Source organism: Methanobrevibacter sp., assembly GCF_045644645.1.
Lineage (GTDB): Archaea > Methanobacteriota > Methanobacteria > Methanobacteriales > Methanobacteriaceae > Methanocatella.
Genome location: NZ_JAZRHE010000061.1, coordinates 1 through 25,828 on the forward strand (window position 1 = coordinate 1; position 25,828 = coordinate 25,828).

The following is a 25,828-nucleotide window of genomic DNA, read 5'->3' on the forward strand; positions in this document are numbered from 1 at the left end:
TATAATATTGATCAATCAACAAAAATTTAAAATAGGATTTCAACAAGGTGCAATTCTTAGCAAGTTTATTAGAGTATATATTGAAGGTGCATTAATTTTAAACAATCAAATTTTTCAAATTATGTTACCAAATTTACATAGAGTATATCTTACAAGTTAGTGAAATTGTCTTACCATTTAGTTTCCTTCTATAATGTACCTTCATCATTTAATTAACTTTTTTGAGCTAATAAATATGAAGATTAATTATTCAAGGTTGAATAATGGATTAGAAATAAATAAAAAACAAATCCAAGTAAGTATTGCTCCTAAAACAAGAAAAAAAGAAAGAAATACAAATACAAACTTTACCCATTAATTAATGTTTCAATAGCTCAAAATCTAAGACTGCAAAACAACAAGCTGGACAAATCAATCCGTATTCTTAATCAGGATGTTATCTTAAATGAGATTACATATCTATCTGATAATGAATCAGAAGTTGAGAGACTGTTGCTAGTTTTTGGAAGAACAATATTAAATCTCTTATCTATAGCCCCCATCTGAATAAACTTGTTTTATTAAATTTTAAACACCAAAGGCAAATGATCACTTACAGTAATCCATTTATAATGGTCTAAAATATTAAACTCCTTAACAACATTTTCACCAGCATAAACAAAGTCCATATGGAAGGGATTGTTCAAATGTCTTGCCTGGTAAAATGTCTGTGATTTTTCCACACCCTGCTCATCACCTGTCAGATAATGATAAACACTAACTAAACCTTTACTTTCAAGTTTCTCATTCAGCACGGTGTGATTTTTGGCTTTTGGATGGTGATAGTTAAAGACTACACTGCTGTTAAAGTCTCCGCACATCACAAGATTTTCATCAAACAAATCAACATTAGCGTCAAAGAAATCATGTATCATTTCAACATATTTCGGCATTGCCCATACACCCAACAGATTAAATGAATCGTTTACGCAAACAGGAATGAAATGTTTAAAGTCACCATTAAATTCAAGTTTTTCAATTTCAACACCATCACAAGCAAATATTCCAAGACCCTTATAGTGCAGATCTCCAGTCCAGAAATAGTTATCCCCAGCAAATTCAATATAGTCCTCATCTGTTGACTCAGCCGGATTTTCACATTCACAGATTACATAAATGTCTGCAGCCTCTTCAACGATTTGACTGAATTTTTCCCTGAATTTACCGTTGCAGTTCCAAGATACAATTTTCATATAACTAGTATATATAATGTTAATAATAAATATTTTTAACATGACTCTTTATGATATTGATGGGGGAAAGTTAAGACCTAGCAGAATAGATTTTGACAGAGAAAGTAAACTTCAAAGACTTACAGAAAATAACCTTGAAGAACTGTTTAATTTACAGTTCGTTGAAACAGAATTTGAATACAAACGATTGAGAATTGATACTCTCGCATTTAATCCCAAAACCAATTCCTTTGTCATTATAGAATACAAAAACAAACTGGAATACAGCGTAATAGACCAGGGATTTAGCTATCTTTCACTGCTTTTGAACAATAAATACTATTTCATCAAAAAATATAATGAGATAACAGGTTTTAATCTTGATATTGAGGATTTTGATTTTTCAAATACGAAAATAATGATTATAGCACCAGCTTTTACAAAGTATCAATTGAAATCAACAGAATTTTCAGACCTTCCGTTTGAACTCTGGAAGGTCAAATTATATGAAAACGGATGTGTTTCATATGACAAAATCATAAACGACAGCGCAACATCAATCAGAGAAGTGGTGCTTGACAAAAAGAACATTCAAATCAACTTAAACAGCCTGGATTTTTCTGAAGATGATCTGTTAAGGGACAAATCTCTAGAAATCAACGAGTTATATTACAGTCTAAAGGAAAGATTATTGTCCGAATTTGATGACCTGGACATGGAAATCTTCAAGACACTCTCCTCATACAAGATAAATAACAATCTCATATGCGTTGTCCGTTTCCTATCAAAATCACTGAGCATATGGTTCTTTACAAAGACACTTGACGATAAGGAAAACAAAACAAAAGACCTGTCCAAATCAAGTAGCGGAGGGTCAAGCGTAAACTATCAGATTGATCTGAAATCAGAGGATGATTTCGATTACTTTATCGAGTTATTTAAACAGGTTTATGATGAAAAGTCCTTGATGTAGGTGAAAGAATATGGGATTAACAGAATATAACGGATTCAGTCCGAAGGAAAGGGAAGTTGAAAAAATCCAACAGGAAGCGATTGAAAAGGGTGAACTGAAACCGCTTGAAGAGACCAGATGCTTTATCTGCGGTCAGGACAAGGGTATTAGGGTATATCATGTTGAAAACTACTTTCCGGAAAAGGTTGTAGGCAATTCAATACCTATGTGCTATAAATGCCACAGCAGAGTTCATGGAGTCAAGATTACAAACCCCCCTAAATTCAGGAAATATTTGGAAGAGGTTCGTGAAATCCCCCTTCCCCCAACATACAACAAGAACTACTGGACCCCTGAAAGAGATAAAATTTTAGATGACTATCATGGCTTTTCAGCCGACATCAGGGAATTTTCAAAAGTCATTATCGAAAAGGCAATTGATGATGATGAACTGAAACCATTAAATGAAACAAAATGCAGCATCTGCGGACAAGACAAGGGATTGAGAGTCTATAATGTGGATGACTACACATCCCCCGAAACCATCATCAAATCAGCCAAACCACTCTGCTGGACCTGTAATGAATATGTCGAAAGGCATGAGGAGAAAAATCCTGAAATATTTGAGAAATATGTTAAAGAAGTTAAACAAAAACCTAGAAAACCCGTCTATATAACAAGTGTCTGGACTAAAGAAGACGACAATCCACTCAATGACGAGTTTATAAATTGGGATTCAACAGAACACAAATTCATCAGACGACATACCAACAGATACATCATCATAAAATCAATCAAAGGAAAAGACACCTACTTCGGATCATATGACACACTTGAAGAGGCTCTTATTGCCCGTGACAAATTAGTCTCTACCAATTGGGGCTTTTCAGAAGGTGAAAATTTATCCAGTAGAAAAGAAGGCAAATATGGTAGGTATATAACATTTCACAATGATTGCTTTAGAGTTCTTAAAGTACTTGACGGCAAACCGGAATTCTTTGGAGCTTTTCCAACACCTGAAGAAGCAAAAGAACTTAGAGACCTGCTTATTGAAAACGATTGGGATACAAGCAAAATTCCTCCAAAATATTTGAGAAGTTTTATAACAAACCCTAATTTGGAAAGATTGAATTATATAAGAAAAGTAAAAGATAAATTCGTCGTTTCCAAAGTCATTGATGGGGAACTGAAATACTTCGGAACATACGATACAAAAGAGGAAGCAATAGAAGCACGGGAAGTACTATTAAATAACAACTGGCAAGTCGAAGATACCAGTGATGAAGAAAAAATTGATGCCTTTGTCTATCTCACCGGCGATGAATATATCGTTAAAAATGAAGTTGGTGGTGAGGAAAAGGTATTTGGAAGATTTGATGATATGGGCGAAGCAATTAAATTCAGAAACCAATGCGTTAGAAACAATTGGAAAGTTTAGGTGATGATAATATGAAAATATGTCCTGCCTGCGAGACAGAAAATGAGGATAAAGAAGAATACTGTCTGACTTGCGGTCAGAAGCTGATTGAAAACAATACCAAAGAGGAAATATTAACCCAAAAACAACAAATTCCAAAAGACAAAATCATTCTTCTTGATTTAAACTACACATTAATCTCCAATTCCTGGGCCATCAGATACGAGAAACTGCCAGAAAAGATTAACAAAAGACAATATGAGCACCAATTAATCGAATTAATCAAAGACAATTATATCATTCTAATCACTGCAAGCCCATACTACACATCCTACGACTCCCTAAAACACATCGAAGAAAACACCGATTTGAAAATAGCCGAATCTTACTGGAATTTTGGTAAAAGACCTCATGAACTAAAAAGATACTGGCTTGAAAAGGCAGTCCTTCCAACACACGGCGATAATCCAGAAAGATACCTGGCAATTGAATCCAATCCGAAAACAAGAAAAATGTATGAAGAATTTGGAATTGAAGCAAGACCCAAAGGTGATTTTATATAAATAAAATTTATTATAAAAGGTAAAAAGAATGTACAATCTAGACGGAATCAGAATTTCAGACATCAACCACGACAGGGTATGCCTGAACTGCATCCACTGGCATGCCAACACCCGGCTCCACGGCGCAGCCGATGGAGTGATCTGCACAATCACACAGGAGCACACCGCCCCGACAGACACATGCCCCAGCTTTTATCCGAACATGACCCTAGACAGTATGCAGGACCCGAACAGATGGCATGACAAGTCACAAAAGCTGGACATATACAAAAGGTTCTAGATGACGGCGAAATCCGCAAAAATATTATAGCCCCGAAGCCAATATTATAACCAACAGAGGTGAAGGGCATGGACTGCGGCGACGGATTCGAAATTAAGGACACCTGTCCGACAGGGCATGCCCAAACTGAAGGAACCGGCAGACAGATTCGACCAGAAAAGAACCTTCGTCAGCCTGCAGAATCCTACAAACACCAAAAAAAGCCAAAGAAATCATATATCAACGGAAATTTTCAATTCAAAGGGAGATGAGACACATGTCAGATGAAAACCGAATGAGCAAAAACGAATATTACCTTGCAATCGCGCTTGCCGTTTCAAAAAGAAGCACCTGCCTGAAGAGACGATACGGTGCGGTGATAGTGAACAATGACGAGATAGTCAGCACAGGCTATAACGGAAATCCGAGAGGGGAGGAAAACTGCTGCGACAGGGGAAACTGTAAAAGGATGAACCTTCCGTCAAATTCAGGAAACTACAACGACTGCTTTTCCGTGCATGCCGAACAGAATGCTATGATAAGCGCAAGTAGAAACGAGATGCTCGGCTCAACCATATTCCTTGCAGGGGAAATGTATGCCGACGGTGACTGGGTGGAGATAATGGACGCCGAACCCTGCCCGATATGCTTCAGGATGATCAAGAATTCCGGAGCCGACAGCATTGTAAGCAAAAAGGGAATATTGAAGCTTCGCGGCTAGGCCCCATGGGGAAGCATCCATCCGAATGGTGCAGGAATACCATTTTTTTATTTGAATATGTGAAAGGCCACTCTTCCTTTAGCAAATCCGTCATGACCATTATCCATAATCCTCGCAGAAACGTCCGAAGGATACATGATGGCCCAAAGTGCAGTAATATTCATAACTTCCACCGGCATCAAAATCACCGACTATGCCTCCCATGCTGTCCAGATATTCCTCGTAGCAATGTCTGCATCTCAGACTGCAGTAGCCTCCATAATCGGGTTCGTCCCTTCCTGTCATCTCATTTTCCTTTGGGATTTTAGCCTTTTCCTGTTCTTCGTTCGCCCTTTTAAATTCTATCCGTATGAATGACCTGATTTCATCCTCACTCATATTTTCTCCTTTGTTAATGAGCCTGTCCTTTAAATCATTTTTAATTGAGATTGCCTGTGAATCGGTGACATGGAACATTTCTTTTCTTGACTGGATTTCATATGATTCAAAAATTTCATCAACCATTTTTAATTTCTCTTCCTTTTCCCGAGCAATCCTGGCTTTTTGCTCTTCGAATTCGGCTTTGTGTTCAAGTATCAGCTGGTTCACCCTGAATTCCACACCGCCGCTTGTGATTTGACCGGAATCTATCTCTTTCTCCACCTGTCTTTTGATGGCCTTGCGGGTACCAATAACATCCAGACCATTGTGATATACTGCATCGCTGAAGGAATTGTGTGTCAATATTCCGCCGACAACCCTTTTAAGTTCTCTTTTAGCCTGGATTTTTTCCATGCTGTCGGATGCTGATTCAAATAAGCGATTATCTATCCTAGCTCCGCATTTGGTGCAGAAATTATCCTCCTTTCCTACTCTGCTTCCGCAATTGGTGCAAAAATTGGCCATGTCATACCCTTCCTAAAGTCTTTCTAATCAAATTTCAGTAAGAAAACTTATTTATATGTTGTGCATATCAATAAAAAAGATGCACTTCACCAAACTTCAAGAGCGATAAACATCAACATATATTATACTCCAAAACATTCATTCCAAACTCATCAATGACAGTATAATTAGTTTCATATTTCAAAGGCAGTAATTGTTGTAAAACAAATTAATTTTAGATAGCATACGCTAACACCTCAGATTGTTTTTTTTATTTAAAAAAAGTCTATTAAAAAAGGCCACAACCACCATATGTGATGTGACCTACTTTGCTAACACAAATGAGAATAAACAAATAATTACGAATTATACTCCGGATGATTAACTAAAACATTATCCCTGAAATGTTGAAATGCTTTAGGGTCTTCCGCTTCAAGATCCCTCTCAAATTTTTTACGATCATTAGAATTTTCCCAAATCCAAAGCCAATCTTTTTCAATTTCTTCTTGAGAATGTAAAAATTCCTGGTCATTATAAAATCTAGCATGTTTCATCATTTCACATCCATTATTAGTGTTTTGAATATTTTACTCCAAAACATTCATTCCAAACCTTTTCGAAGTTTAGATCTAGTTTTAGATTCCTGTTGACCAAACTTATTTTCTTTAAGTGTCTTACTAATTAATCCACCATTAGAATTATAAATACATTCAATATAATGAGAGCCCCAAAATCTTGTTGAATCTAAATAACCATCTTGAGAAGGGTCATACCTAACATAATGTCTAATTACTACTCTACCATCAGTAAGTTCTTTTTTTTCTTCAGACACATCATTTTCTATAGGACCTATTCTCACCAGGTTCAACTCCTAATAATTCTTTAATAAATTTTGCTCTATTTGGAAATTTTTTGACAAACTCTGTATCGTATGGATCTAAATATCTCATAATCGATTCAGCTAAATCTTCAGCATATACTCTTCTGGTAGGCATGTCTTTATCAAAAGCACAATCCATCACATATGTTTTGAATATTTTACTCCAAAACCTTCATTCCAAACACTATATAATTTTTCTTTAATTTACTTGTTTTACTTGTTTATATTTCTCCTTTAAAAAATTTTGTGAGGACATGATTTTTACATAGTAAATATGGTGGAGGTTTCCTCAAAATGTTATAATCTAAAGGGCATATGAAGCTTATTTTTGTCAATCAGAGGACATCATTTTCACCCACAGAATATGCCATAAGTTACGGAAATATTACTATACTCCCCTGAGCATTATCGGCTAATTTTTCTACAAGACCGATTTATCGATTAATAGATTGTTCCATTGCAGAACAGAAAAAAAGCATAAGCTATAGCTTCACAACGAACAGCCGATTTCCACATTCCCATCCCAAGGCCTCCTGGCCCAGGACATCATTGTTCATTTCAAACCATTTCCTGAATATCTCCTCGGGATTCTCACTGGATGAAACGAAAAGCGTTAGCAGCAGCTCGTCAAAGCACCTTGACTTGTAATGGCTCCTGGCCCTTGTAGCGTACAGGCTGTCAAAGCCGTTTTCATCGAACCTGGCAATCAGGTCATCCAAAGGACCGTCAATGTCGATTTCAGTCAGCTTTCCATCATCATGCCTGAAAAGAGGAATGTGGAAAACATATTTCTTTTCCAGCTCAATCATCCAAACCATCCCATTCCATTTTTAGGAAAAGCGTCTCAAGTCAAGCTTCCAGTTCTTATATGCAAGTTCCTTATCGGTTTCCCTCCATTCAAGACCCTCCTTTACAACATTCTTCTTCAATGTCTGGAGGCTGTGGGATTTCAGGCCTGACCCCCTGTAATGCCAATAATCTCCCTTCCGATATACATTCAAGAATCCTGTGTAGTTGGCCTTGTCCTCCTCAAGTGATTTCTGTGCAAGGTCCCTATCCAGAACGGCCCACTTCAATCCGTGCATGCGAACCAAAAACTCCAGATCCTTCAGGTTGGAAGCCGTGTGTGACTTCTCGCCGAAGACGTATTTCCAACTCATGTCATCCATCCGATAGACGTTCATGAAGCCCGAGAATTTCATGATAATAACTCTATCCCAATTGAAATATAAAGTTTACACCGCAATATCCATAATGAAAAATTGATTTAATTATGTTAAATTGTATTAAAATAGCAAATTGACTTTATTTTGATTATCAGATAATTTTAAATAGTTTAAAAATTAAATAAACCCATATGAGCAACTTGAAAAATATTTCAGATGGCGGCTATGAATATCCGCAATATACGGATTACGTCTTTAAGAAGACCGTTCAGAAATATGCGAACGGAGTCCTGAAGTTTCTGGAAATTCCCCATGAAATCACCAGCATAATCTCCTCGGAAATCACAAGCTCAACACCGCGGCTGCATCGCATGGACTTTGTGGGCGAGGCAAAAAAGGGAAGCGAGGAGATATGCATAATACTTGAATGCCAATCAAAAGCTGCCCAGCGATGAAGACATTACAAGATTTTTCCAATATGTGTCCTCCCTCAGGGTTTTCAAGAACCGCAAGGTGGAGCTATACATTCTCTGTACAAAAAAGGCACCCTACACCAAAAAGGATTATATCATAAACGATGACTGCATATATACGATGCATGTGAAATCCCTTAAAGACTTTAAGGCAAAAGAAATACTTAAAAAGGTTGAGGACAAAATAAGAAATAATGAAACGATAACGGATGAAACAATAGCATGCCTGCAGCTGATAGCATATACGGACTACAGCGAAAAAACATTGGAAATCCTTAAAAAAACCGCCTCACTAATAGAAAGGTTAAACATAGATGCTAACGAAAAAGAAGCGATACTATACATTTTGGATGTGCTTAGCGGGAATATGCTTGATGAAAATGACAAAAGCAAATTCATGGAGGTACGAAAAATGATGATAAATCCAAGGGATGAATATTTAGTTAACATTGGAATAGAAAAAGGAATGGAAAAAGGAAAAGAAATAGGAATAGAAAAAGGAATAAAGAAAGAAAAATTTGAAATAGCAAAAAAACTGCTCACAAAAATGACAATAGAAGAAATAGAAGAAATAACCGGACTAACACCAGAACAAATACAAAACGCAAAATAACCCCAAAAAAAGGAAAGAAAAAATGATGATTAACCCCCGTGACGAATATTTAGTTAACATTGGAATAGAAAAAGGAATAGAAAAAGGAATAAAAAAAGTAAAACTGGAAACAGCAAAAAAACTGCTCACAAAAATGACAACAGAAGAAATAGAAGAAATAACCGGACTAACACCAGAACAAATACATAGCCTACTCTAAATGTTCAACGATTTCCTCGCCAGTGCTTGTAAGCCTGTAAATCCTGCCTTTTCTGACCTCCTCATTTACACACTCGACAATGCCTGACTGCTTTAGTTCACGAAGGACATTTGACATGTGGGACCTGTTTATTCCTGTGTCCCTTGAAATGTCCGTTGGTGTCTTTACCTCGTTTTGTAATGCCTTAACTGTTCTATTGCGGTAAGAGGATATATTTACATAAGCAATCTTTTTCAATGTTTCATCATCCATAACAAACACAACCTTAGCACTAATTGAATAATATATGCATTCCCATTAATAACCTTTTTTTCCAATTTCAGACAGGATTTCCCTTTCATGACTGCCATCCAATGACAGGCCATCCAAGGCGGCGGCCTTTCCCTGAAGCGCAAGTCTAAAATCATCATCCAACATGAAATGATTGGCCAGAAACTCATCAAGGCACCTTAATGCATCATCAAAACAGCTGAATTCATTCAAGATGCCCGCCTTTATCAGCAGACACTTCTTGCCGATTCTGCGGGCATGATTCAAGCTACCGATGCAGTCCAAACCCAAATTGTACTGACAATAGCCAAGACCGAAATATGCCAAATCGTTTTCATGCACCCTGATTGACGCATCAAAACCGGCCAAGGCCTCATCAAATCTCTCCAGTTTAATAAGAACACATGCCTTTTTATTCAATAGCTTGAAAAGGATTTTGTTCTTGAATTTTGACGGATCGACCAATGCCCTTTCATAAAAGTCAACGGCCCTTTCAAACTCTCCCCTTGACGCTGCCTCATCTCCCGCATAGATGTTCCTTTTGATTTTTGGAAAGCTGTCCCTTTCCTCGGATGCCCTGGCCAAAAGAAGCTTATAATAGTCATTGTCCTCAACCCCCGACCTTCTGAAAAACCTCAAGGCCTTGACGAAGTGTCCCTGGCCGCATAGGGCATGTGACTTACTGATCAGCGCATCGCCATATCCCGAATCATAATAGAGAACCCTGTCAAAGCGGTCAATGGCCTTCGGGTACCTTTCGGAATTTAGGAAATCTATTCCCTCATCCAAGACATTCTTAATTTGGATTTCCTTTTCAAGATGCTTTACCAAAAAGAATTCATTCAGGTTTTCGGGGCTGATTCTTTTCAGGAATGAATCGTAACGGCCGATCCAATCGGTTTTCAGATTGCCGAATTGAATCCTGACCCTATCCCCATTCTCCAAAATGGCCAAATCATCACAGATATCTGGAAGCTCATTAAAACTCATTGTTGTTATCTTTGGATGGTATTGGATAAATATTTTTTTAAAGCTGACTATCATTCAATGCTTCAACTTCAGAAATCGGCAGACCGGTGATCTCGGCAATCTTTCCCAAAGAAAAGACGCCCTCCCTTAAAAGATTTACAGCAATTTCTTCAGATTTATCCCTTTCGCCCTGAGAAATTCCCTCTGATTTTCCTTCATCATATTTTTCTTCCAATGCCTCAACAACACAATCAACCTTATTCATATAGACACCTTGTATTTATTTTCTTGCCAGGCCATTCTCCTCAAAATAGAATATCACTACACAATTTATATATAAATTGAACTATTTAAAACTTTTTATTTTAAAAATAAAGATAAATAATGACTTTAAAGTGGAAAATTAACCTTATAATGAAAAATTGATTGGAAAACATTATCTCTCAAAGGTGCAGGTCACATCACTGAATTCGCAGTTCGGGCAGTTTATTTCATGTTTCGGGTATTCGTCCCTTTCGATGTGGCTTACAACGCTTTTGAGGTAATCGAAAATGAAGTCATTGCCTGCGTCAAACGGCATCTCGTATTGCTTGTTTTCATCAAGCACATGAAGCACCAATGAACTTATCTCAAAGTCATCATTTTCAAGCAGCGCATATGCATAGTAGTGCAAGGTTTCCATGTAGAAATTATGATAGTTGCGGATATCGTCCCGGGACCTTATGAAATGAATCAGATTTACGCTGCCATCATTTTCCCGGATGATCAAATCGATTATTCCATTGACATCATAGCCGCCTATTTCCAGACTGACGGGATAGCCATGCTCGACGATGTCATAGCCGCTTCCGAAGTCAACCCAGTAGTCAGCAACACACTCGAATAGCTCCCTTAGATTATTCTTCATTGTCTTTGAAGCAAAGCCGTATGACCTTATTACCTCACCTATCAAATCCACAATGCCCTCACGGCTCCATTCCCTGTCAGGGTTTGGATTGTGAATCGCATTTAAGACGACACGCAGCTTTGAGTTTATGAACTTGTTGATGTTGTGGGGGTTCTGATAGCCCAGGTTGTTTTCAAGATTGTACTTCAGGGGACAGAAGAGATAGTCGTCCAGAACGTCCTCAAAGTCAATCTGCCTGAAGAGGCTGGTCTCGCGGCTCATATGGGAGGTCACCCTCCTAAGCCTGTCGGTATCGTCTGTCTCGATTCTGTCGATTTTGCCGAAATCCTCCTCAAAGCGCTTCAGGACTTCAGGAAGAGGGGAATTCATTCTTGCCTGAACCGCCGAGAGAATCAGCAGTTCCTCCGCACGGGTGTTTGCAACATAGACTATGCGCTCCTCCTCACGGTTGAGGGCATTTATTTCACTGGCCTGCGAATCCTTATACTTCAGAAACTCGTTTGGAGTGGGATAGGTCGGACGGTCATAATCATCGCCATCCCTATGCCTGAAGACAATCGGGAACTTGCCTTCCTTAAGTGAGGCGGTTATGACAACAGGATACTCCAGGCCCTTCGCCTTGTGGACCGTCATGATATGGACCTTCAGGGAATTATCCTCATGCTCGTTGATCGGACAGCTGTAGTACTTGAGCGAGCGGTGAAGGTAATTGAAAAGGCCGATTATGTCATGTTTTCCCATGATGTTCTCGTAGTCCGAGATTATCCCCGATATCAGCGCCAGGTTAAGCGAAGCCTTCCTTGCATCGAAGTCACTGCGGGAGGACAGCTCCTCAAGATAGCCCGTGATGTTCAGAAGCCTGTAGAATACCTGAAGGGAGGTTGGTTTTTCATCGAAAGGAATCTCTCGGTCGAACAATAGCTTCTTAAGCTCATTCAATTCTGTGAAGAAGTCCAGGTCATGCTCATCGGTGATTCCAAGGTCCTGAAGCTCGCCTCTTGTAAGGGAGGATATGTCAATCCTGTTTGTCTTCCCGGTGATGTCAAGAACATCGCTGTCGGAAAAGTCCCGCACGACATCCATTATCGAGCTTGAGGAATTGCCGTTCAACGGTTCGTATCTTCCGGAGTAGTTCACAACGTTGTGATGGTACCTGAGCTCAAGCTCCTCCAGAATCGAAACCGTCCTATGGTCAAGCTTGAAGACCTTTGATGAATCGTAATACCTGTCCGTGAACGACAGCAGGTTGATCCATGCCCCGCCGTCACCGTATCTTGGAATGGAAGTCGGATTGAAAGGGATGATATACCAGAACAGGGTCAGGACGGCCTTCACCTCATCCTGATAGATCAAATCGTCAATGCCCTTGAGATAATATGGAATTCCCTCACGCTCAAAGACTTCGAGAATCTCCTTCTTGTCCCTGTGGCTTCTAAACAGGACGCACACGTCGCTGTACTTTGAAATCTTTTTATTCAGCATCAGATTCTTGATTATGAATGCGATGGAGCGATACTCTTCGGCGTCATCCCTGTTTTCAAGGAGATAGACCGGCATCTTGGAGGAATTGTAGGCCCTGAGCTGCTTTTGGGTCTGCCTTTTGGATTCGATGTAGTTCTCGTTGAATGCCACAATGTCCGATGTGGAGCGGTAGTTGTTCACAAGCGTCCTGCTTTCAAACTCATCGCCGTTTGCATATCGGGTGAAGAATTTGGGATTGGCTCCCCTGAATGAGTAGATGCTTTGGTCCGCATCGCCGACAACGGTGAAAGTGTCCGCAATGCCTCGAAGCCTTTCGAATATCTGCATCTGAATGGCATCGGTGTCCTGGAACTCATCGATTAGGATGTTTTTATATTGAACCTTTTTCAGGTTTTCATCCCTGCCCAGCAGCTCCAGGGCCTTGATGAGCAGGTAGTTCTGGTCGCATACGTGTTCCCTTTCCATCAGCTCAATCCATGACGGATATGACTTTGCAATCTGAATAAAGCGTGCATTGTATAAATCCTCTTCAAAGCCCATGTGCCTTATTTCCTTTTTGGGAGGATATGCCGAATTTTTAGAGTGATAGTCACGGATCCATTCCCTATACTCGTCGCTTACCTTAAATTTATCTTCAACATATTCAACCAGACCCTGAGTGTCCACTTCAAAAAGCGAGTATTCCTCATATTTCTTCAGGGCCTGGGCAGATTCGAAGCTTCTCAAAAATGCCTCGCCGGTGAAGCCGAGCTCTTCCTTGTGCTTGTTGAAAAACAGGTTTCTTTCCGAGTCCCTTTTCAGGAGATTATATGGAATCGGTGCAAAATCGCTTAAGACGGACCTGCAGTAGCTGTGAATCGTGCTTATTCTCATCTGGTTTATGACACTCAAATCCAGCTTTGTGTCCTTTTTAAAGCGTTCCCTCAGCTCATCGGCAGCCTTGTTTGTAAAGGTGATTACAAGAATGGATGACGGCTCTGCAGTTTCAAGCAGATGAAGCACCCGGTTGATGATCACGCTGGTCTTTCCGGCGCCGGGGCCTGCATTTATGACCAGCGGCCTGTCACCATTATAGCAGACGGCATCCCTTTGGTATTTATCCAAATCGATTTCCGGAGGTATCTCCCTTACCATGCAGTAGTCCTGTCTTATATGGGCTTCAAAGTTAAGCTTTCGAGTCAATGAATTTCCCTCGGCATCAACCAGCTTTAAGGAGAGGATGTGATTGCGTATGAATTCGTTCAGGTTGTCCCTAATCGCTTTTAAGGCATGTCTCCTGTCGTCGGCATTAAGCTCGTCTGCAAATATCATGTCGCTTTCGGACTCGACGCCCAATGCCTTGGGGGATATCCCATCGACACGCAGGTTTTTCAAAAGCAGATACAGCTCATCATTGGATATGCTGACATTCCGGCCAAGATAGCTCATGTCAAAGTCATAATAGACATTCAAAAACTCCTCCCTTGAGTCATAATAATCCCTATAGATCATGTCAAAGATCTGCCTGTGGGTTGCCTTCGCATCCCCCAAAGTGAATCTTCTTGAGGAATCGTTGAATACGTCAACCGCAAACACCAGCTCCTGTGACGTTTTGATGCAGAACAAGTCTAGAACGACCTTGGCGGTTGCCATGGCCAATGTGTATTCCTTCAAGACAATGAACTTTTCCATGACCAGGCACAGGTCATGCAGGTCCGTGTTTTTTGTCTTGAGAAAGGAAAATACGCTATTTACCCTCATGCTTCTCCCTGCCGTAGTCATTGCAAATCATTGTCAAAAACACCCCGTCGATTCTATCGGCGCAGATTCCTCCGTTCAGGATGCGTGTCCTCACATCCACTTTGATTCTTTCCCCATCATCGAGAGTCAGATTCTTGCTTTCAAGCAGCCGGTTGAACGAATCACCGTTTCCCAAAACCAGATTGTCCCACTTTTCAATGGCTTCAGCCTTCTTGGCTTCGCTTCTTCGCATGACCTTGTCGAAAAATGCGCTTTTGATGTTTGCAAAGTCATGGGAATCCAGGATTTGCGAATACATTTCATTTGAAATTCGATAGATGTCCTCATCATGGATATTGGGGTACTGCCTCTTCACGCTTTTGACGGTCAGGGAATCGTAGCTGTCGCCTACAAGCAGCTTCAAGGTACGGACATATGACTCCTGCTTGACTGCATTGGAAAAGTAATACTGCAGGCTTCGCCTGATTTCAAAGTCGCTGATGTTGTCCTTTAAAATGGCGGTTCTGACCTTGTCATAAATCATGTCCCTGTCCCCTGGAGAAACGGTATACCTATTTAGAAACTTAATGTAAAACTCATCATCCTCACTCATTAGCAGAGCAAGGTATTCGATCTTATCCTGCTTTTCGCCTTCCATGCGTCTGGCTTCGAAATAGTCCTCGACAACCTCGACAAGATTGTCGTCGCTTGATATTATCTCCTCATTGATGTCATTTCTTATCTTGGATATGATGAGCTCGCAGTCATACAGATCCAAATCATAGGAATACAGCAGATAGTTAAAGAAGGGAGTGTCGAATTCTCCAATAAGCTCATCCAACCGGGAAATCATAACTTTGCTAAACATGATTAAATAGTTCTTTGTTAAAAATAAAATAAATAAGTTTTGTAAATGTTTCCGTCTGGCCGCCGGCAGTTATCCAACAATGGCCGGATGGAAATCAAATCTTAAATGAATAACCCTTCAGGAAAATGCTCACCCCATGAGCCTTCCGGCCAGGCATTCGTCAAAGACATACCAGATTCTGTTTTGGGAAACCACACTCCTTTCAAGTTCCTGGGGGCTTTCCTCTGCAATGACACAATCACCCTCACAATAGCACCAGACATCACCGAAGCGGTATACCCTGAATATTCCAGTGCCGTTCAGCATATAGTTCAACAAAAGCTCCACAGTCAGAAGCGCCTCCAGATAATGGAAGGCCACTCTAAGTTCAACGTCTTCAACATGTCCCAGGTCAAGGGTTCCACAGTCTATTTCATACAAAGTGTTTGCGCATAAAAAGTCCAGTATCTCACTTTCGTATCCTGCCGAATCTATCTCCATTTACACCTCTTTGCGATGAGAATCACTCATCGAATTCCAACATTTCCCACAGCAGTTCAATTACGAACCTGTTCAACGGATTGTCCAGGGAAAGATACTCCGCATTGCCCCTGTCAGACCCGAACTCGGCAAAGTGTGGCGTGCTGCCGCAGCCCCCATCAATTGTGGTTCCCAAAGTCACTTCACCCCTCCTGACCTTGACCCCGAAATCGGCGAATTCAAAGACCAGCAGATTGGAGTCATCGTCAGTCATGAAGGTGCTTTCGTTTTCCCCGCATTCGAGGGTGAACTTGACGCCTTCCGAATCAACTTCAGCGGTTGCAAGTATAAGGCGGATGTAAATCCCATTTTCTTCAATCCTTTCCTCCAAAAACTCAAAGAACCTGTCGTCCATGCTTTCAAAGGCATACTTCTCATCCGCCATGCCTGCATAGGTCGGCATGCAGTCATCGGATGTGAGCTCATCCACATAGAAGTGGAAGTCCTTTCTTCCGTTCACGGATTTTTCAACAGTCCTAGGCACATTTATATTAGCTTTTTTAGATATCCTCATATTTTTTCCTCATGGCAATGGCTTAAAAATCCATATCGTGATGGAAACTTCTCAAATGGAGTGGAAAGCTGCAATTGCATGGATGAACTCAGCATTACATGCAACATTCAGACTCATCCGAAACGGGCATCACGATATTCTGCATAATGTATAAAAGTAAGTAGCTGCCTAACCTGAATAGGAGTTAAGAAATGATATGTAATGTAAAATGCAAAGAGAACTGTGGCTAAACAGCTACCTGTCAGAATTACAGTTGTTTAATCAGTAAAGGTGAAATATGATTAGATTTTTATTTTACAACTGATTAAACAACTAATTAACGTGAATTAGAACACTGCATCCCCGGCAGCGGTCATTTCATATAGTGGCATTATTATCAACTCCTTTTAAATTGATAAATTCGTATAGAGGCTGATTTCCGATATAATGGTGTGGTCTGATTATATCATATTTTGTTGTTCATTATAAAGTATCTATTTATTCATATAAATAGTTTTCGTTTTTGATGTAAATTTTACACACTCAAAGAAATTTAAAAAAAAAATAGTGAAAGAGAGCCTACAGCTCTCCCCTCTGGCGCCTTTCGTCCAATAGCTTGAGGCCCAGATCGCCCAGCTTGTACTTTTGGATCTTTCCGCTGGTCGTAAGCGGAAACTCATCGACAAAGAACACGTACTTTGGCACCTTATACCTTGCGATGGACCCTATGCAGAAATCACGAATGTCGGCTTCGGTGACATCATCAAAACCTTCTTCCCTGATGATGAACGCCCCAACGAGCTCCCCGTACTTTTCATCCGGAATCCCTGCAACCTGAACATCCTGCACGCACTCATGGGTGAATAGGTATTCCTCTATCTCACGCGGATAGATGTTCTCTCCGCCCCTGATGATCATGTCCTTGATACGGCCCACAATGGAGTAGTACCCTTCCTCGTCGACAGTGGCAAGGTCTCCTGAATGCAGCCATCCGTCCGGCTCGATGGCTTCGGCAGTCTTTTCGGGCATGTTGTAGTATCCCTTCATCACATTGAAACCCCTGCACATTATCTCGCCTGTCTCGCCCGGACCCAGCTCCTCACCGGTTTCGGGGTCAATGATCTTAACGTCAATGTGGGGGAACTTTCTGCCCACGGTGTTGATTTTCCTTTCGAACGAATCCGCCGCATTGGTCTGTGTGAAGCCCGGACCAGCTTCGGTGAGTCCGTAAACGCTTGTAATCTCCTTCATGTTCATCTTTTCGATGGCGTCCTTCATTGTCTCAACGGGACAGGTCGAACCCGCCATGATGCCCGTACGCAGGGAGCCCATGTCAAACATCTCAAACATCGGATGGTTCATCATTCCGATGAACATTGTGGGAACGCCATACACTGAAGTGCACTTCTCCTTTTGTATTGATGATATCGCAAGCAGAGGGTCATATTCCTCAAGCACAACCATGGTCGAGCCGTGGGTGATGACTGCCATCACGCCAAGGACGGTTCCGAAGCAGTGGAACAGCGGCACCTGCAAAAGCAGCCTGTCCTTTTCGGTGTAGTTCATGTTTTCGCCAATGTAATAGCCGTCATTCACGATGTTGCGGCTTGTAAGCATCACGCCCTTGGGGAATCCTTCGGTTCCTGAAGTGTACTGCATGTTGATCACATCATGCTGTGTGACGGAGCCCTTGATTTTTTTGTATTCCTCATCGTCATAGCTCATGCCCAAAAGCAGTAGCTCATTTGTGTTGTACATTCCGCGGTGCTTTTCCTGGCCCACATGGAAAATGAATTTCAGGTACGGGAACTTCTCACTTACCAGATTGCCGCGGGCGCAGTTTTTCATTTCAGGCACAAGCCCGTGGATTATGTCAAAATAGCTTGTGTCCCTGAACCCGTCGGTCATTGCAATGGCCTTCATTTCGGATTGCTGAAGCACATACTCCAGTTCATGGGACTGGTATGCGGTGTTGACGGTCACGATTGTCGCGCCTATCTTTGCTGTTGCAAACATGTATGTCAGCCATTCCGGCACGTTCTTGGCCCATATGCCGACACGGTCCCCCTTTTCAATTCCTATTGCAAGCATTCCCTTTGCCAGGTTGTCTACTCTTTCATCAAATTCCTTATATGTAAATCTTAAGTTCCTATCTGGATAAACGATAAATTCATGGTCAGGTTGTTTTTCAACCATTGATTCGTAAAACTTCCCTAACGGAAGTTCAGTAAATAGTTCGGACATACTTTCACCTCATCTTTTTTAAACAATAAAATAACCAATACCAAAATGCAAATCCCTAATGCAATCTCAATTGCAATGTGTTCAAGTCCAAATTCAAGTCATCTGTGTAAAATCCATCGATTTTTGGTTTTAAAGTTATTTTACTCATCCTATCTACCTCAGTATGGTGTGTAAAGCACTGCCAGGATTTTGGCACCATTTCTGTTGCTTGCATGCAGGTGGTGAGGCACCGCTGAGTCGTAGAATATTGTGTCACCCACGCCGATTGCATATGAGTCCTTTCCGTAAATGACCTCTATCTCGCCTTCAAGAACATAGATGAACTCCTCTCCCTCATGTGAGGAGAGTTCCTTTTCGCCTTCCTCATAGTCAATGTCAATCATGAAGGGGTCGATGTTCCTGTCTATCTTGCCTGCGCCCAATGAGTGGAATTCCAGATTGGTTGCATTTGTCACATCCTCCCTTCCGGAGAAATACAGTGAGTTCTCGGTTTTTCCGCCTCTTGTAACGACAGGCCCGAGTTCGGGGGTGTCATCCAGAAAGGTGCCCAGCCTTACTCCTAAGGCCCTTGCCATCTTGGTTAATGGAGTGAGTGACGGAATTACCTCTCCCGCTTCCATTGCTTCGAGAACCTCCTGCTTTACGCCGCTTCTCTCGGCCAGTTCCTCAACAGACATGTCCTGTCTTTGCCTAATGTCTCTTATCTTTTTTGCAAAATCTTCGTTTGTCATATTTTTCACACATCTTTTTGAATCTACACTTAAAACAATTTAAGTATTAATAAATATCTTTTACAAGCTATTTAAAAGTAACCTAAAAAGCTGACTTTTGTTAAGTTTAGCATATAATCAGATTAAAAAAAACATTGCCACGTTCATTTTCCATCATTTTTCAAATATTGATTATAATCCGTAAAATTGTCTATAACTGAAAATTTGAGCTTGAAACAAAGAAAAAAGATATATACTACCACCTACATACTATAAAGTGTAAAGATTCATCCTCAGATCTTTACCGAAAGTCATGTAGAAATCAAAAGTCAAATAGTGAATTAACTTCCCAAAGAGAACAGGGCCACTCCCCGGCCCTGTTCGAAATTCCATCTGTGGGCAGCAAAACAACCATGCCAAATATCAAAGGAACAATTTATTAAAATTGTGCCTTTGCAAAAAACCCATCAAAATACAAAAGCTATTTTTAAAATAATCGATTTGAATGTTTTTCAAACATGTTTTTAACTGTGAAATATAGATGCCGCTGCAAAGATAAGTTGATTGCGATTAAAAAAAATTATTTATATTAATTAGGATAAAGAATTAATTAATTTAAGGAGCTGTTATTGATGTTAACAATTAATCAATGTTACCTGGATTTTGTAGATAAAATCCTAAAACAAGGAAAAGAGACATATAAGGACTCAAATCACCATCTGATGGAAAGTCTTGGAAACTTTTACGTAATCGATGATCCCTTCGACCTGAAATTCAGGGCGAAATATCAGCATTACACAACCGAAATGCTGCTGGCAGACATCAAATCCGGAAAGTTCGACATGGAAGGCTGCCCAATCAAAAGCGACGCGCTGTATGAATACGTGAAGTCAGCGGAAAACCCCGATGACCAGGGATTCGTATACACATATCCAAACAGAATCTACGCCCATTTTGACATCGACCAGTTCAACACAATGAAACAGAGGATACTGACCGCAACAGGATCAAACCGTGCTGTGGCAGTTACAATCGACCCTTCCCTTGATGCCGACAGGGAGGACATACCATGCCTTCAGTTCCTTCAGTGCCTTGTGCGTGAAAACGAACTGACAATACACTGCATCTTCAGAAGCAATGACATCTTCGGCGCATTCTACTCAAACATGTTTTTCATAGCATATCTCGGCTTGAAGATGAAGGAAGAAGTGAATAAGGAAATATTGGGCGAAAAGCTAAACTTCGCCGGAGTCCACTACCACTCAACCTCAGGCCATATCTACAACACCGACCTGAAAGCAGCCCGCAAACTGATAAAAGCAAACAAATAAGGTTTCAAAACCTTATTTTTTGTTAATTACCTACTGCCGTCACCTTTTCTTAATAAATCAAAATTATTTTTTAAAAACCCATGTATAAAAAGAGTTCCACAAAATAAAAGATGCATGCATGAAAAAGTAAAAAAGATAAGGAGAAAAAAAATAATCTCCTTTCAAATCTAAAAATATTCCGTTTTTTTATTGCCCAGATTTAACGTATTACCACGCTGGCTGTTGTGCTTGAAGCGCCATATATTTCTGTGCCTGCACATGAAATACTTGCAGTGTAACTGCCTGCAGCAAGGTTCTTAAGGGATGCTGAAATTCTGCCGTTGGCATCGGTCTTAACTGTCTTGTCAATATCGCCTAAGACCAGATGGACTTTAACTCCACTAATAGGATTACCATCACCATCTTTCAATGTAACATAGAATCTGGAGTTAGTGTTAGGATCTACAACCATATCCTTTGCTGCCAATACTGTTGGAATCTTGCTTACAACCACGCTTGCAGTAACACTTGAAGGAGCATATACTTCAGTACCTGCAAATGAGGCATAAGCAGTATAATTACCTAGACCCAGATTCTTGGTTGATGCAGAAATCCTACCTTTACTGTCAGTTTTTACTGTCTTGTTAATATTGCCTAAAACCAGATTGACTTTAGCGCCGACTATAGGATTGCCGTCTGCATCCTTCAAGGTAGCATACAGCCTGGATGTGGTATTATACATGGCAACGACATCATTTGCAGACAGGAAGGAGTATTCACTACTTACAAACACATTGGCAGTGGTGCTTGAAGGTGAGTATATCTCATTTCCTGCAAAGGTAATTACCGCAACGTATTTGCCTATTGCCAGATTCTTGGTGGATGCTGAGATCCTGCTGCTGGCATCGGTCTTGACAGTCTTGTTGATGTTTCCTAAAACCAGATTGACCTTGGCGCCGACTATAGGGTTGCCGTTTGAATCTTTTAATGTGGCATACAATCTGGAACCGACGTTATAAATTGCGTTGACGTCATTTGCAGTCAGTACTGTGCTGTATCTTACAGACACCTTGGCTGTGGTGCTTGAAGGTGCATACATGTCGCTTCCTGCATATGTGGCAACGGCTGTGTATGTGCCTGATTCAAGATTCTTGGTGGATGCTGAAATCCTTCCCTTGGCATCAGTCTTGACTGTCTTGTTGATGATGCCTAAAACCAGATTGACCTTGGCTCCGGTGATCGGGTTTCCTTCCCCATCTGTCAAGTAAACGTAGAACTTTGAGGATACATTGTACTCTGCAACCATATCATTGGCTGACAGCACTGTCGGATATCCCCTTACAAGCACATTTGCAGTGGTGCTTGAGGAATCATATAAGTCATTGCCGTCGCATGAAATGAAGGCAGTATAGCTGCCCGGACTCAAAGGCAAGGTGGACACCGAAATGCTGCCCTTGGCATCGGTTTTGATGTTCTTGACAATATCGCCTAAAACCACCTTCACCTTAACGCCTGTAATCGGATTGCCGTTGGCATCCTTCAAGTAAACATATAACCTTGAGCTGACATTATAATTAGCTACAACATCCTTTGCAGTTAAAACAGTAGGCACTTTAGTTATAACAACATCGGCAGTGGTGCTTGAAGGATAATAAACATCATTGCCATCAAACTTAAAGGTTGCTGTGTATTCGCCTATAGCAAATCCGTCAAGGGACAGGGAAACCTGACCCTTGCTGCTTGTTGTCAGGGTTTTAGAAACACTACCTGCAGTCACCTTAACCTTGACTCCGCTGACAGCATTGCCGTTTTTATCCTTTAAGGTTGCAACAACCTTCCCTCCGCCACCATAATAGGTGGTCACATCAGGAGCAGTCAGGCCGGTGGAAAACTTGCTTACAATGACCTGAATGCTGGCGCTGGAGGCATAAAATCCTGTGCCTGAAAATTTGGCGGTTACCGTTTTGGCGCCTCCGCTGGAAAACAGATGGGTCAGGGTGGCAATTCCGTTTGCAACCCTAACATTGACATCCTTACCCTCAACGGTGAAAGTGACCTTTCCCGTATTGATTGGGCTTCCGTATTGGTCCTTAACGGTTGCCTCGAATTCGAAAGGATTTTCATTATTAAGCGCCTTTAATTCTGTTGATGAATTGACTTTATCTATAATGGTGAATGCCTTAATGCATGCCACCTGTGATTCATATTCATGACCGGAATATTGCCATACATAATCATTCAAATCAAACCAGTTGGTGCCGTCATAACTTATGTATGACATGTCTTCTGAATAGAATTTGGTATTCAAAGCCGCTATGTCCCCTTTAGGTATGCTTTGTGAAATGGGAACTGCGGCCTGGCGGGCGACAGTTATCTTAAATACGATTTCAAAGACATCGCCCTTGTTGAGCTGAATCAACTTATTCAATTCAATAGTCCTATAAGCTGTGGTTGAAGAGCCGCTTTGTTTGAGTTTCAGCTTATTGTTGACGTAAACGGACAACTCCCAATCGGTGTCCTTTTCGAAATATGTTGAAACCGCTGCCAGATGCTCCTTGTCGGTTGCTGTAAACCTATTCTTATACCAGACAACATTTGAAGAGTTATACAGGTAATCGGTTCTGCCCGGAATGTCATACTGATAGTTCTTGTCATATCTCATAGTGTCATTCAGAACAAATACATATGAGGCAAGCTTTCCTGGCTTTGCAAACTGGGTGTCATAATATGAAACATAGAAATATCCCTTGTCTCCGAAATTGGTTCCCCAACTGTTTTTGACAATCCATCCGCCTTTGCCAGGAGCGCCTGAAAACTCCCGTTCATCATCCCATCCCACAATAATTGCGGCATGATTGGAGCCTGCAGTGCCTGTATAGTACTGATTTGTCTGATGGGTTGAATACAGGGATGTTGAAACACCGCCGTAATTCATGATCGCCTGTTTGATAGCGTCATTATCAGTATAATTGTTTCTTTTAAACAGAAGAACATTCTGAACATGAATTAAACTGTTTAAAACCGGTGAAATAACTGAATCCCTCTTATATTTATCATCACTGTCATTAACGGGGCCCAGCCAACTTACAAGGTATGCATAACCCATTCTGTCATATCCTCCGGCATTGGTTTCCATATTCCAGCCGTATAGTGAATATAGCCCCATCAAATCCTTCATGTTTTCTTCAGACAAATCAAATTCTATGCCTGTCGCTTTCTTAATGGATGATTCAAGAGCGCCCAAGGCGGAAAATGCCCAGCAGTTTCCGTCATTTCCCTGGTCCTTGACGCTGGTGACCTGACCCAGTTCCCTTAAATCATAACGGCTCGGCAAGCTGCTTACATCAGAAAAGTTTCCCTGGATAAGCAGATACTCATCGCTTCCAATGAGGACATCCGGCAAATAGACCTCAAGGACATCATCCCCTGTTATCGCCTTATTATTCAAGAAGACATTTTTTAATGCCTTATCCAAAATTGAATCATAATACGGTTCCTGCAGATAGACTGAATAGAACGCACCCGCCTTATCGTTTGCCCTATTATTGGTGAATTGGGTTGTATCGATTATCAGGCACTCCATGTTATAAACGAATATTGCTCCTGCATTTTCAGCATAATTATTATCCAAAAGAGAATTTGACATGAAGAAACCTTTTTCACGGGGATTGGAAGAACCCTGATGTTCATACAATACATAAATGGCTCCGCCGTCATATTTTGCCTTATTGTTTCTGCCTGTGAAGGAACTTAAAACCAAGTTGGATCTTAAGGATGCGATTCCACCACCGAATGTGGCTGAACAGTTGTTTATTTCAAGATTGGTTGCAATCATCCTTGAGTTCAACAGATAGATGGCGCCCCCGGCATCATCAATGGAATATGTATTAAGAAAAGCGGAATCCTCAATATTGATGTTGGCATTGTTGGTGCCTACAATGGCCCCGCCGAATAGGTTGGCACGGGTGTCCGTGAATACCGAATCTGTGACAGTCAGGGAGGCCTGGTTTAAGTAGATTGCTCCACCGTAATTTCCCAGGGTATTATTGAATGTGCAATTGTCCAAAACAGTGTTTGCATTTGTTCTTTGTGATTCGATGACCCCTCCCTTATACGAACCGAACTTGTAATCCTTGAATATGGTATTTGTAGCGGTTAACTCCCCATTATTGGTAATTCTTAAGCTAACTAAAGTCAGATTCTTTAAGGTCAATGAGCTTGAAACAGTGAATCCAGTATCGTAATTGTACTTTAAAATAGTTTGTGAAGGGTTTTCACCGATGATTGTTACATTGTTCACCGATACCGATCTGTCTAGGGTATACTCCCCGTTTGCCAGATACAGGTTTGAATTGGCAACCACTCTGGAAGATTTGAAATCCCTATATGGGTCTGAAATGGAACCGTCCCCGGTGTCATCTGCAGCATTTGAGTCAAAGTAGTAATCCGCAGTCAGGATATCAGAAGAATCACTGGTCAATGTCAAATTTTCAACTGTCTCATCAGCTGCAACTGCGGCATCTCCATCAGCCGCAAACGATGTTGGCACAATCACCAATATACAAAATATCGATATTAATGTAAAAAGTTTTGTTCTGTTCAAGCTATTGCCTCCTTTTTATACAATTTAGATACAAAAATAACTAAAATATATAGAGTGTTGTTATATCTAGCTATTATAATATATATAATTACCTTAAAAAGAAGATTAATTCTACAATCAGAATGAAAATTTTCAAAAAATAGGGCTTTGTAGAAATCCTATTTGATTTTTGCAAAAATTTTTTAAAAATTTATTTTTATTTCTATTTTTACTTATAATCTATTAAAATTGTCTAATTATTCTATATTAAGATTTACACTTGAAATTTTACATCGATTAGAAAAAATAAGCAATATATAATTATATATAGTAAAATGGAGAATAAATATTAATATGAAACGCGAAAATACCTATTCTCCAATTAGTTATTTGTTTTCAAAGCAATTAAATCTTTCGGATTTTGGTTTTGAAAAACC

General features: G+C 40.5%; 25 protein-coding genes. 9 read left to right on the plus strand and 16 right to left on the minus strand.

Annotated features, from left to right (window positions below):
• Positions 1-560 precede the first annotated feature (560 nt).
• Complete coding sequence (locus tag ACKI4K_RS03445; protein ID WP_407422312.1) at positions 561-1,232, minus strand: hypothetical protein; 672 nt, start codon at positions 1,230-1,232, stop codon at positions 561-563.
• 40 nt (positions 1,233-1,272) lie between these two features.
• Between ACKI4K_RS03445 and ACKI4K_RS03450 the strand changes: the two genes are divergently transcribed.
• The 5 genes from ACKI4K_RS03450 to ACKI4K_RS03470 all read left to right on the plus strand — a co-directional run bounded on the left by ACKI4K_RS03450 (position 1,273) and on the right by ACKI4K_RS03470 (position 5,123).
• Positions 1,273-2,184, plus strand: a complete 912-nt coding sequence (locus ACKI4K_RS03450) for a DUF5655 domain-containing protein (protein WP_407422313.1) — start codon at positions 1,273-1,275, stop codon at positions 2,182-2,184.
• A 10-nt stretch (positions 2,185-2,194) separates the two neighbouring features.
• A complete protein-coding gene (locus ACKI4K_RS03455) occupies positions 2,195-3,601 on the plus strand; it encodes a hypothetical protein (protein ID WP_407422315.1) in 1,407 nt (468 codons plus the stop codon).
• An 11-nt stretch (positions 3,602-3,612) separates the two neighbouring features.
• On the plus strand, positions 3,613-4,143 hold the full coding sequence (locus tag ACKI4K_RS03460) for a hypothetical protein (RefSeq protein WP_407422317.1): 531 nt from the start codon (positions 3,613-3,615) through the stop codon (positions 4,141-4,143).
• 348 nt (positions 4,144-4,491) lie between these two features.
• A complete protein-coding gene (locus tag ACKI4K_RS03465; RefSeq protein WP_407422319.1) occupies positions 4,492-4,674 on the plus strand; it encodes a hypothetical protein in 183 nt (60 codons plus the stop codon).
• Between the two features lie 5 nt (positions 4,675-4,679).
• A complete protein-coding gene (locus ACKI4K_RS03470; protein WP_407422321.1) occupies positions 4,680-5,123 on the plus strand; it encodes a deoxycytidylate deaminase in 444 nt (147 codons plus the stop codon).
• Positions 5,124-5,222: 99 nt separating this feature from the next.
• Here ACKI4K_RS03470 and ACKI4K_RS03475 read toward each other — a convergent pair whose 3' ends face one another.
• The 5 genes from ACKI4K_RS03475 to ACKI4K_RS03495 form a co-directional block, all read right to left on the minus strand.
• Positions 5,223-6,008: a zinc ribbon domain-containing protein gene (locus ACKI4K_RS03475; protein ID WP_407422323.1), complete on the minus strand. Its 786-nt coding sequence runs from the start codon at positions 6,006-6,008 to the stop codon at positions 5,223-5,225.
• A gap of 338 nt (positions 6,009-6,346) precedes the next feature.
• The gene (locus tag ACKI4K_RS03480; RefSeq protein WP_407422325.1) at positions 6,347-6,541 is read right to left on the minus strand and encodes a hypothetical protein; all 195 of its coding nucleotides are present in this window, start codon (positions 6,539-6,541) and stop codon (positions 6,347-6,349) included.
• 47 nt (positions 6,542-6,588) lie between these two features.
• Positions 6,589-6,846: a hypothetical protein gene (locus ACKI4K_RS03485; RefSeq protein ID WP_407422327.1), complete on the minus strand. Its 258-nt coding sequence runs from the start codon at positions 6,844-6,846 to the stop codon at positions 6,589-6,591.
• A 503-nt stretch (positions 6,847-7,349) separates the two neighbouring features.
• Positions 7,350-7,676: a hypothetical protein gene (locus ACKI4K_RS03490; protein ID WP_407422329.1), complete on the minus strand. Its 327-nt coding sequence runs from the start codon at positions 7,674-7,676 to the stop codon at positions 7,350-7,352.
• Positions 7,677-7,697: 21 nt separating this feature from the next.
• Positions 7,698-8,069 (minus strand): hypothetical protein, encoded by a 372-nt coding sequence (locus tag ACKI4K_RS03495; RefSeq protein ID WP_407422331.1) that lies wholly within the window; start codon positions 8,067-8,069, stop codon positions 7,698-7,700.
• Between the two features lie 387 nt (positions 8,070-8,456).
• Here ACKI4K_RS03495 and ACKI4K_RS03500 point away from each other — a divergent pair, with 387 nt between their 5' ends.
• Both ACKI4K_RS03500 and ACKI4K_RS03505 read left to right on the plus strand, forming a co-directional pair.
• The gene (locus tag ACKI4K_RS03500; RefSeq protein ID WP_407422333.1) at positions 8,457-9,119 is read left to right on the plus strand and encodes a hypothetical protein; all 663 of its coding nucleotides are present in this window, start codon (positions 8,457-8,459) and stop codon (positions 9,117-9,119) included.
• Positions 9,120-9,141: 22 nt separating this feature from the next.
• Entirely contained in the window at positions 9,142-9,318 is a 177-nt protein-coding gene (locus ACKI4K_RS03505) for a hypothetical protein (protein WP_407422335.1), read from the plus strand.
• Here ACKI4K_RS03505 and ACKI4K_RS03510 read toward each other — a convergent pair.
• The 7 genes from ACKI4K_RS03510 to ACKI4K_RS03540 all read right to left on the minus strand — a co-directional run bounded on the left by ACKI4K_RS03510 (position 9,310) and on the right by ACKI4K_RS03540 (position 16,194).
• On the minus strand, positions 9,310-9,570 hold the full coding sequence (locus ACKI4K_RS03510) for a helix-turn-helix domain-containing protein (protein ID WP_407422359.1): 261 nt from the start codon (positions 9,568-9,570) through the stop codon (positions 9,310-9,312). The two genes, ACKI4K_RS03505 and ACKI4K_RS03510, sit on opposite strands and share 9 nt — an antisense overlap.
• Before the next feature lie 45 nt (positions 9,571-9,615).
• Positions 9,616-10,578 carry a tetratricopeptide repeat protein gene (locus ACKI4K_RS03515; RefSeq protein ID WP_407422337.1) on the minus strand — a complete coding sequence of 321 codons (963 nt, stop codon included), beginning with the start codon at positions 10,576-10,578 and terminating at the stop codon, positions 9,616-9,618.
• Between the two features lie 37 nt (positions 10,579-10,615).
• Positions 10,616-10,822 (minus strand): hypothetical protein, encoded by a 207-nt coding sequence (locus ACKI4K_RS03520; protein ID WP_407422339.1) that lies wholly within the window; start codon positions 10,820-10,822, stop codon positions 10,616-10,618.
• Positions 10,823-10,993: 171 nt separating this feature from the next.
• Entirely contained in the window at positions 10,994-14,686 is a 3,693-nt protein-coding gene (locus tag ACKI4K_RS03525) for an ATP-dependent DNA helicase (protein WP_407422341.1), read from the minus strand.
• On the minus strand, positions 14,673-15,533 hold the full coding sequence (locus ACKI4K_RS03530; protein ID WP_407422343.1) for a hypothetical protein: 861 nt from the start codon (positions 15,531-15,533) through the stop codon (positions 14,673-14,675). The genes ACKI4K_RS03525 and ACKI4K_RS03530 overlap by 14 nt, the downstream gene beginning before the upstream one ends.
• A 129-nt stretch (positions 15,534-15,662) precedes the next feature.
• Positions 15,663-15,848 carry a hypothetical protein gene (locus ACKI4K_RS03535; protein ID WP_407422345.1) on the minus strand — a complete coding sequence of 62 codons (186 nt, stop codon included), beginning with the start codon at positions 15,846-15,848 and terminating at the stop codon, positions 15,663-15,665.
• Positions 15,849-16,035: 187 nt separating this feature from the next.
• On the minus strand, positions 16,036-16,194 hold the full coding sequence (locus ACKI4K_RS03540) for a hypothetical protein (protein ID WP_407422347.1): 159 nt from the start codon (positions 16,192-16,194) through the stop codon (positions 16,036-16,038).
• Between ACKI4K_RS03540 and ACKI4K_RS03545 the strand changes: the two genes are divergently transcribed.
• Entirely contained in the window at positions 16,147-16,713 is a 567-nt protein-coding gene (locus ACKI4K_RS03545; RefSeq protein ID WP_407422349.1) for a hypothetical protein, read from the plus strand. The genes ACKI4K_RS03540 and ACKI4K_RS03545 overlap by 48 nt on opposite strands.
• Before the next feature lie 411 nt (positions 16,714-17,124).
• On the opposite strand, the gene ACKI4K_RS03550 is transcribed toward ACKI4K_RS03545, so the two are convergent.
• Together ACKI4K_RS03550 and ACKI4K_RS03555 are read right to left on the minus strand one after the other, a co-directional pair.
• The gene (locus ACKI4K_RS03550; protein WP_407422351.1) at positions 17,125-18,789 is read right to left on the minus strand and encodes an AMP-binding protein; all 1,665 of its coding nucleotides are present in this window, start codon (positions 18,787-18,789) and stop codon (positions 17,125-17,127) included.
• A 158-nt stretch (positions 18,790-18,947) separates the two neighbouring features.
• Positions 18,948-19,520 carry a cupin domain-containing protein gene (locus ACKI4K_RS03555; RefSeq protein WP_407422353.1) on the minus strand — a complete coding sequence of 191 codons (573 nt, stop codon included), beginning with the start codon at positions 19,518-19,520 and terminating at the stop codon, positions 18,948-18,950.
• A 611-nt stretch (positions 19,521-20,131) separates the two neighbouring features.
• Between ACKI4K_RS03555 and ACKI4K_RS03560 the strand changes: the two genes are divergently transcribed.
• Positions 20,132-20,830 (plus strand): thymidylate synthase, encoded by a 699-nt coding sequence (locus tag ACKI4K_RS03560; protein WP_407422355.1) that lies wholly within the window; start codon positions 20,132-20,134, stop codon positions 20,828-20,830.
• Positions 20,831-21,029: 199 nt separating this feature from the next.
• On the opposite strand, the gene ACKI4K_RS03565 is transcribed toward ACKI4K_RS03560, so the two are convergent.
• Positions 21,030-25,364, minus strand: coding sequence for an Ig-like domain repeat protein (locus ACKI4K_RS03565; protein WP_407422357.1), 4,335 nt, complete (start codon positions 25,362-25,364; stop codon positions 21,030-21,032).
• Positions 25,365-25,828: the final 464 nt, after the last annotated feature.

What these genes read in the sequence shown, in the direction of transcription:
- ACKI4K_RS03445 (WP_407422312.1), bottom strand. Translation starts at nt 1,232, where the DNA reads ATGAAAATTGTATCTTGGAACTGCAACGGTAAATTCAGGGAAAAATTC.
- ACKI4K_RS03450 (WP_407422313.1), top strand. Translation starts at nt 1,273, where the DNA reads ATGACTCTTTATGATATTGATGGGGGAAAGTTAAGACCTAGCAGAATA.
- ACKI4K_RS03455 (WP_407422315.1), top strand. Translation starts at nt 2,195, where the DNA reads ATGGGATTAACAGAATATAACGGATTCAGTCCGAAGGAAAGGGAAGTT.
- ACKI4K_RS03460 (WP_407422317.1), top strand. Translation starts at nt 3,613, where the DNA reads ATGAAAATATGTCCTGCCTGCGAGACAGAAAATGAGGATAAAGAAGAA.
- ACKI4K_RS03465 (WP_407422319.1), top strand. Translation starts at nt 4,492, where the DNA reads ATGGACTGCGGCGACGGATTCGAAATTAAGGACACCTGTCCGACAGGG.
- ACKI4K_RS03470 (WP_407422321.1), top strand. Translation starts at nt 4,680, where the DNA reads ATGTCAGATGAAAACCGAATGAGCAAAAACGAATATTACCTTGCAATC.
- ACKI4K_RS03475 (WP_407422323.1), bottom strand. Translation starts at nt 6,008, where the DNA reads ATGGCCAATTTTTGCACCAATTGCGGAAGCAGAGTAGGAAAGGAGGAT.
- ACKI4K_RS03480 (WP_407422325.1), bottom strand. Translation starts at nt 6,541, where the DNA reads ATGAAACATGCTAGATTTTATAATGACCAGGAATTTTTACATTCTCAA.
- ACKI4K_RS03490 (WP_407422329.1), bottom strand. Translation starts at nt 7,676, where the DNA reads ATGATTGAGCTGGAAAAGAAATATGTTTTCCACATTCCTCTTTTCAGG.
- ACKI4K_RS03495 (WP_407422331.1), bottom strand. Translation starts at nt 8,069, where the DNA reads ATGAAATTCTCGGGCTTCATGAACGTCTATCGGATGGATGACATGAGT.
- ACKI4K_RS03505 (WP_407422335.1), top strand. Translation starts at nt 9,142, where the DNA reads ATGATGATTAACCCCCGTGACGAATATTTAGTTAACATTGGAATAGAA.
- ACKI4K_RS03510 (WP_407422359.1), bottom strand. Translation starts at nt 9,570, where the DNA reads ATGGATGATGAAACATTGAAAAAGATTGCTTATGTAAATATATCCTCT.
- ACKI4K_RS03515 (WP_407422337.1), bottom strand. Translation starts at nt 10,578, where the DNA reads ATGAGTTTTAATGAGCTTCCAGATATCTGTGATGATTTGGCCATTTTG.
- ACKI4K_RS03520 (WP_407422339.1), bottom strand. Translation starts at nt 10,822, where the DNA reads ATGAATAAGGTTGATTGTGTTGTTGAGGCATTGGAAGAAAAATATGAT.
- ACKI4K_RS03525 (WP_407422341.1), bottom strand. Translation starts at nt 14,686, where the DNA reads ATGAGGGTAAATAGCGTATTTTCCTTTCTCAAGACAAAAAACACGGAC.
- ACKI4K_RS03530 (WP_407422343.1), bottom strand. Translation starts at nt 15,533, where the DNA reads ATGTTTAGCAAAGTTATGATTTCCCGGTTGGATGAGCTTATTGGAGAA.
- ACKI4K_RS03550 (WP_407422351.1), bottom strand. Translation starts at nt 18,789, where the DNA reads ATGTCCGAACTATTTACTGAACTTCCGTTAGGGAAGTTTTACGAATCA.
- ACKI4K_RS03555 (WP_407422353.1), bottom strand. Translation starts at nt 19,520, where the DNA reads ATGACAAACGAAGATTTTGCAAAAAAGATAAGAGACATTAGGCAAAGA.
- ACKI4K_RS03560 (WP_407422355.1), top strand. Translation starts at nt 20,132, where the DNA reads ATGTTAACAATTAATCAATGTTACCTGGATTTTGTAGATAAAATCCTA.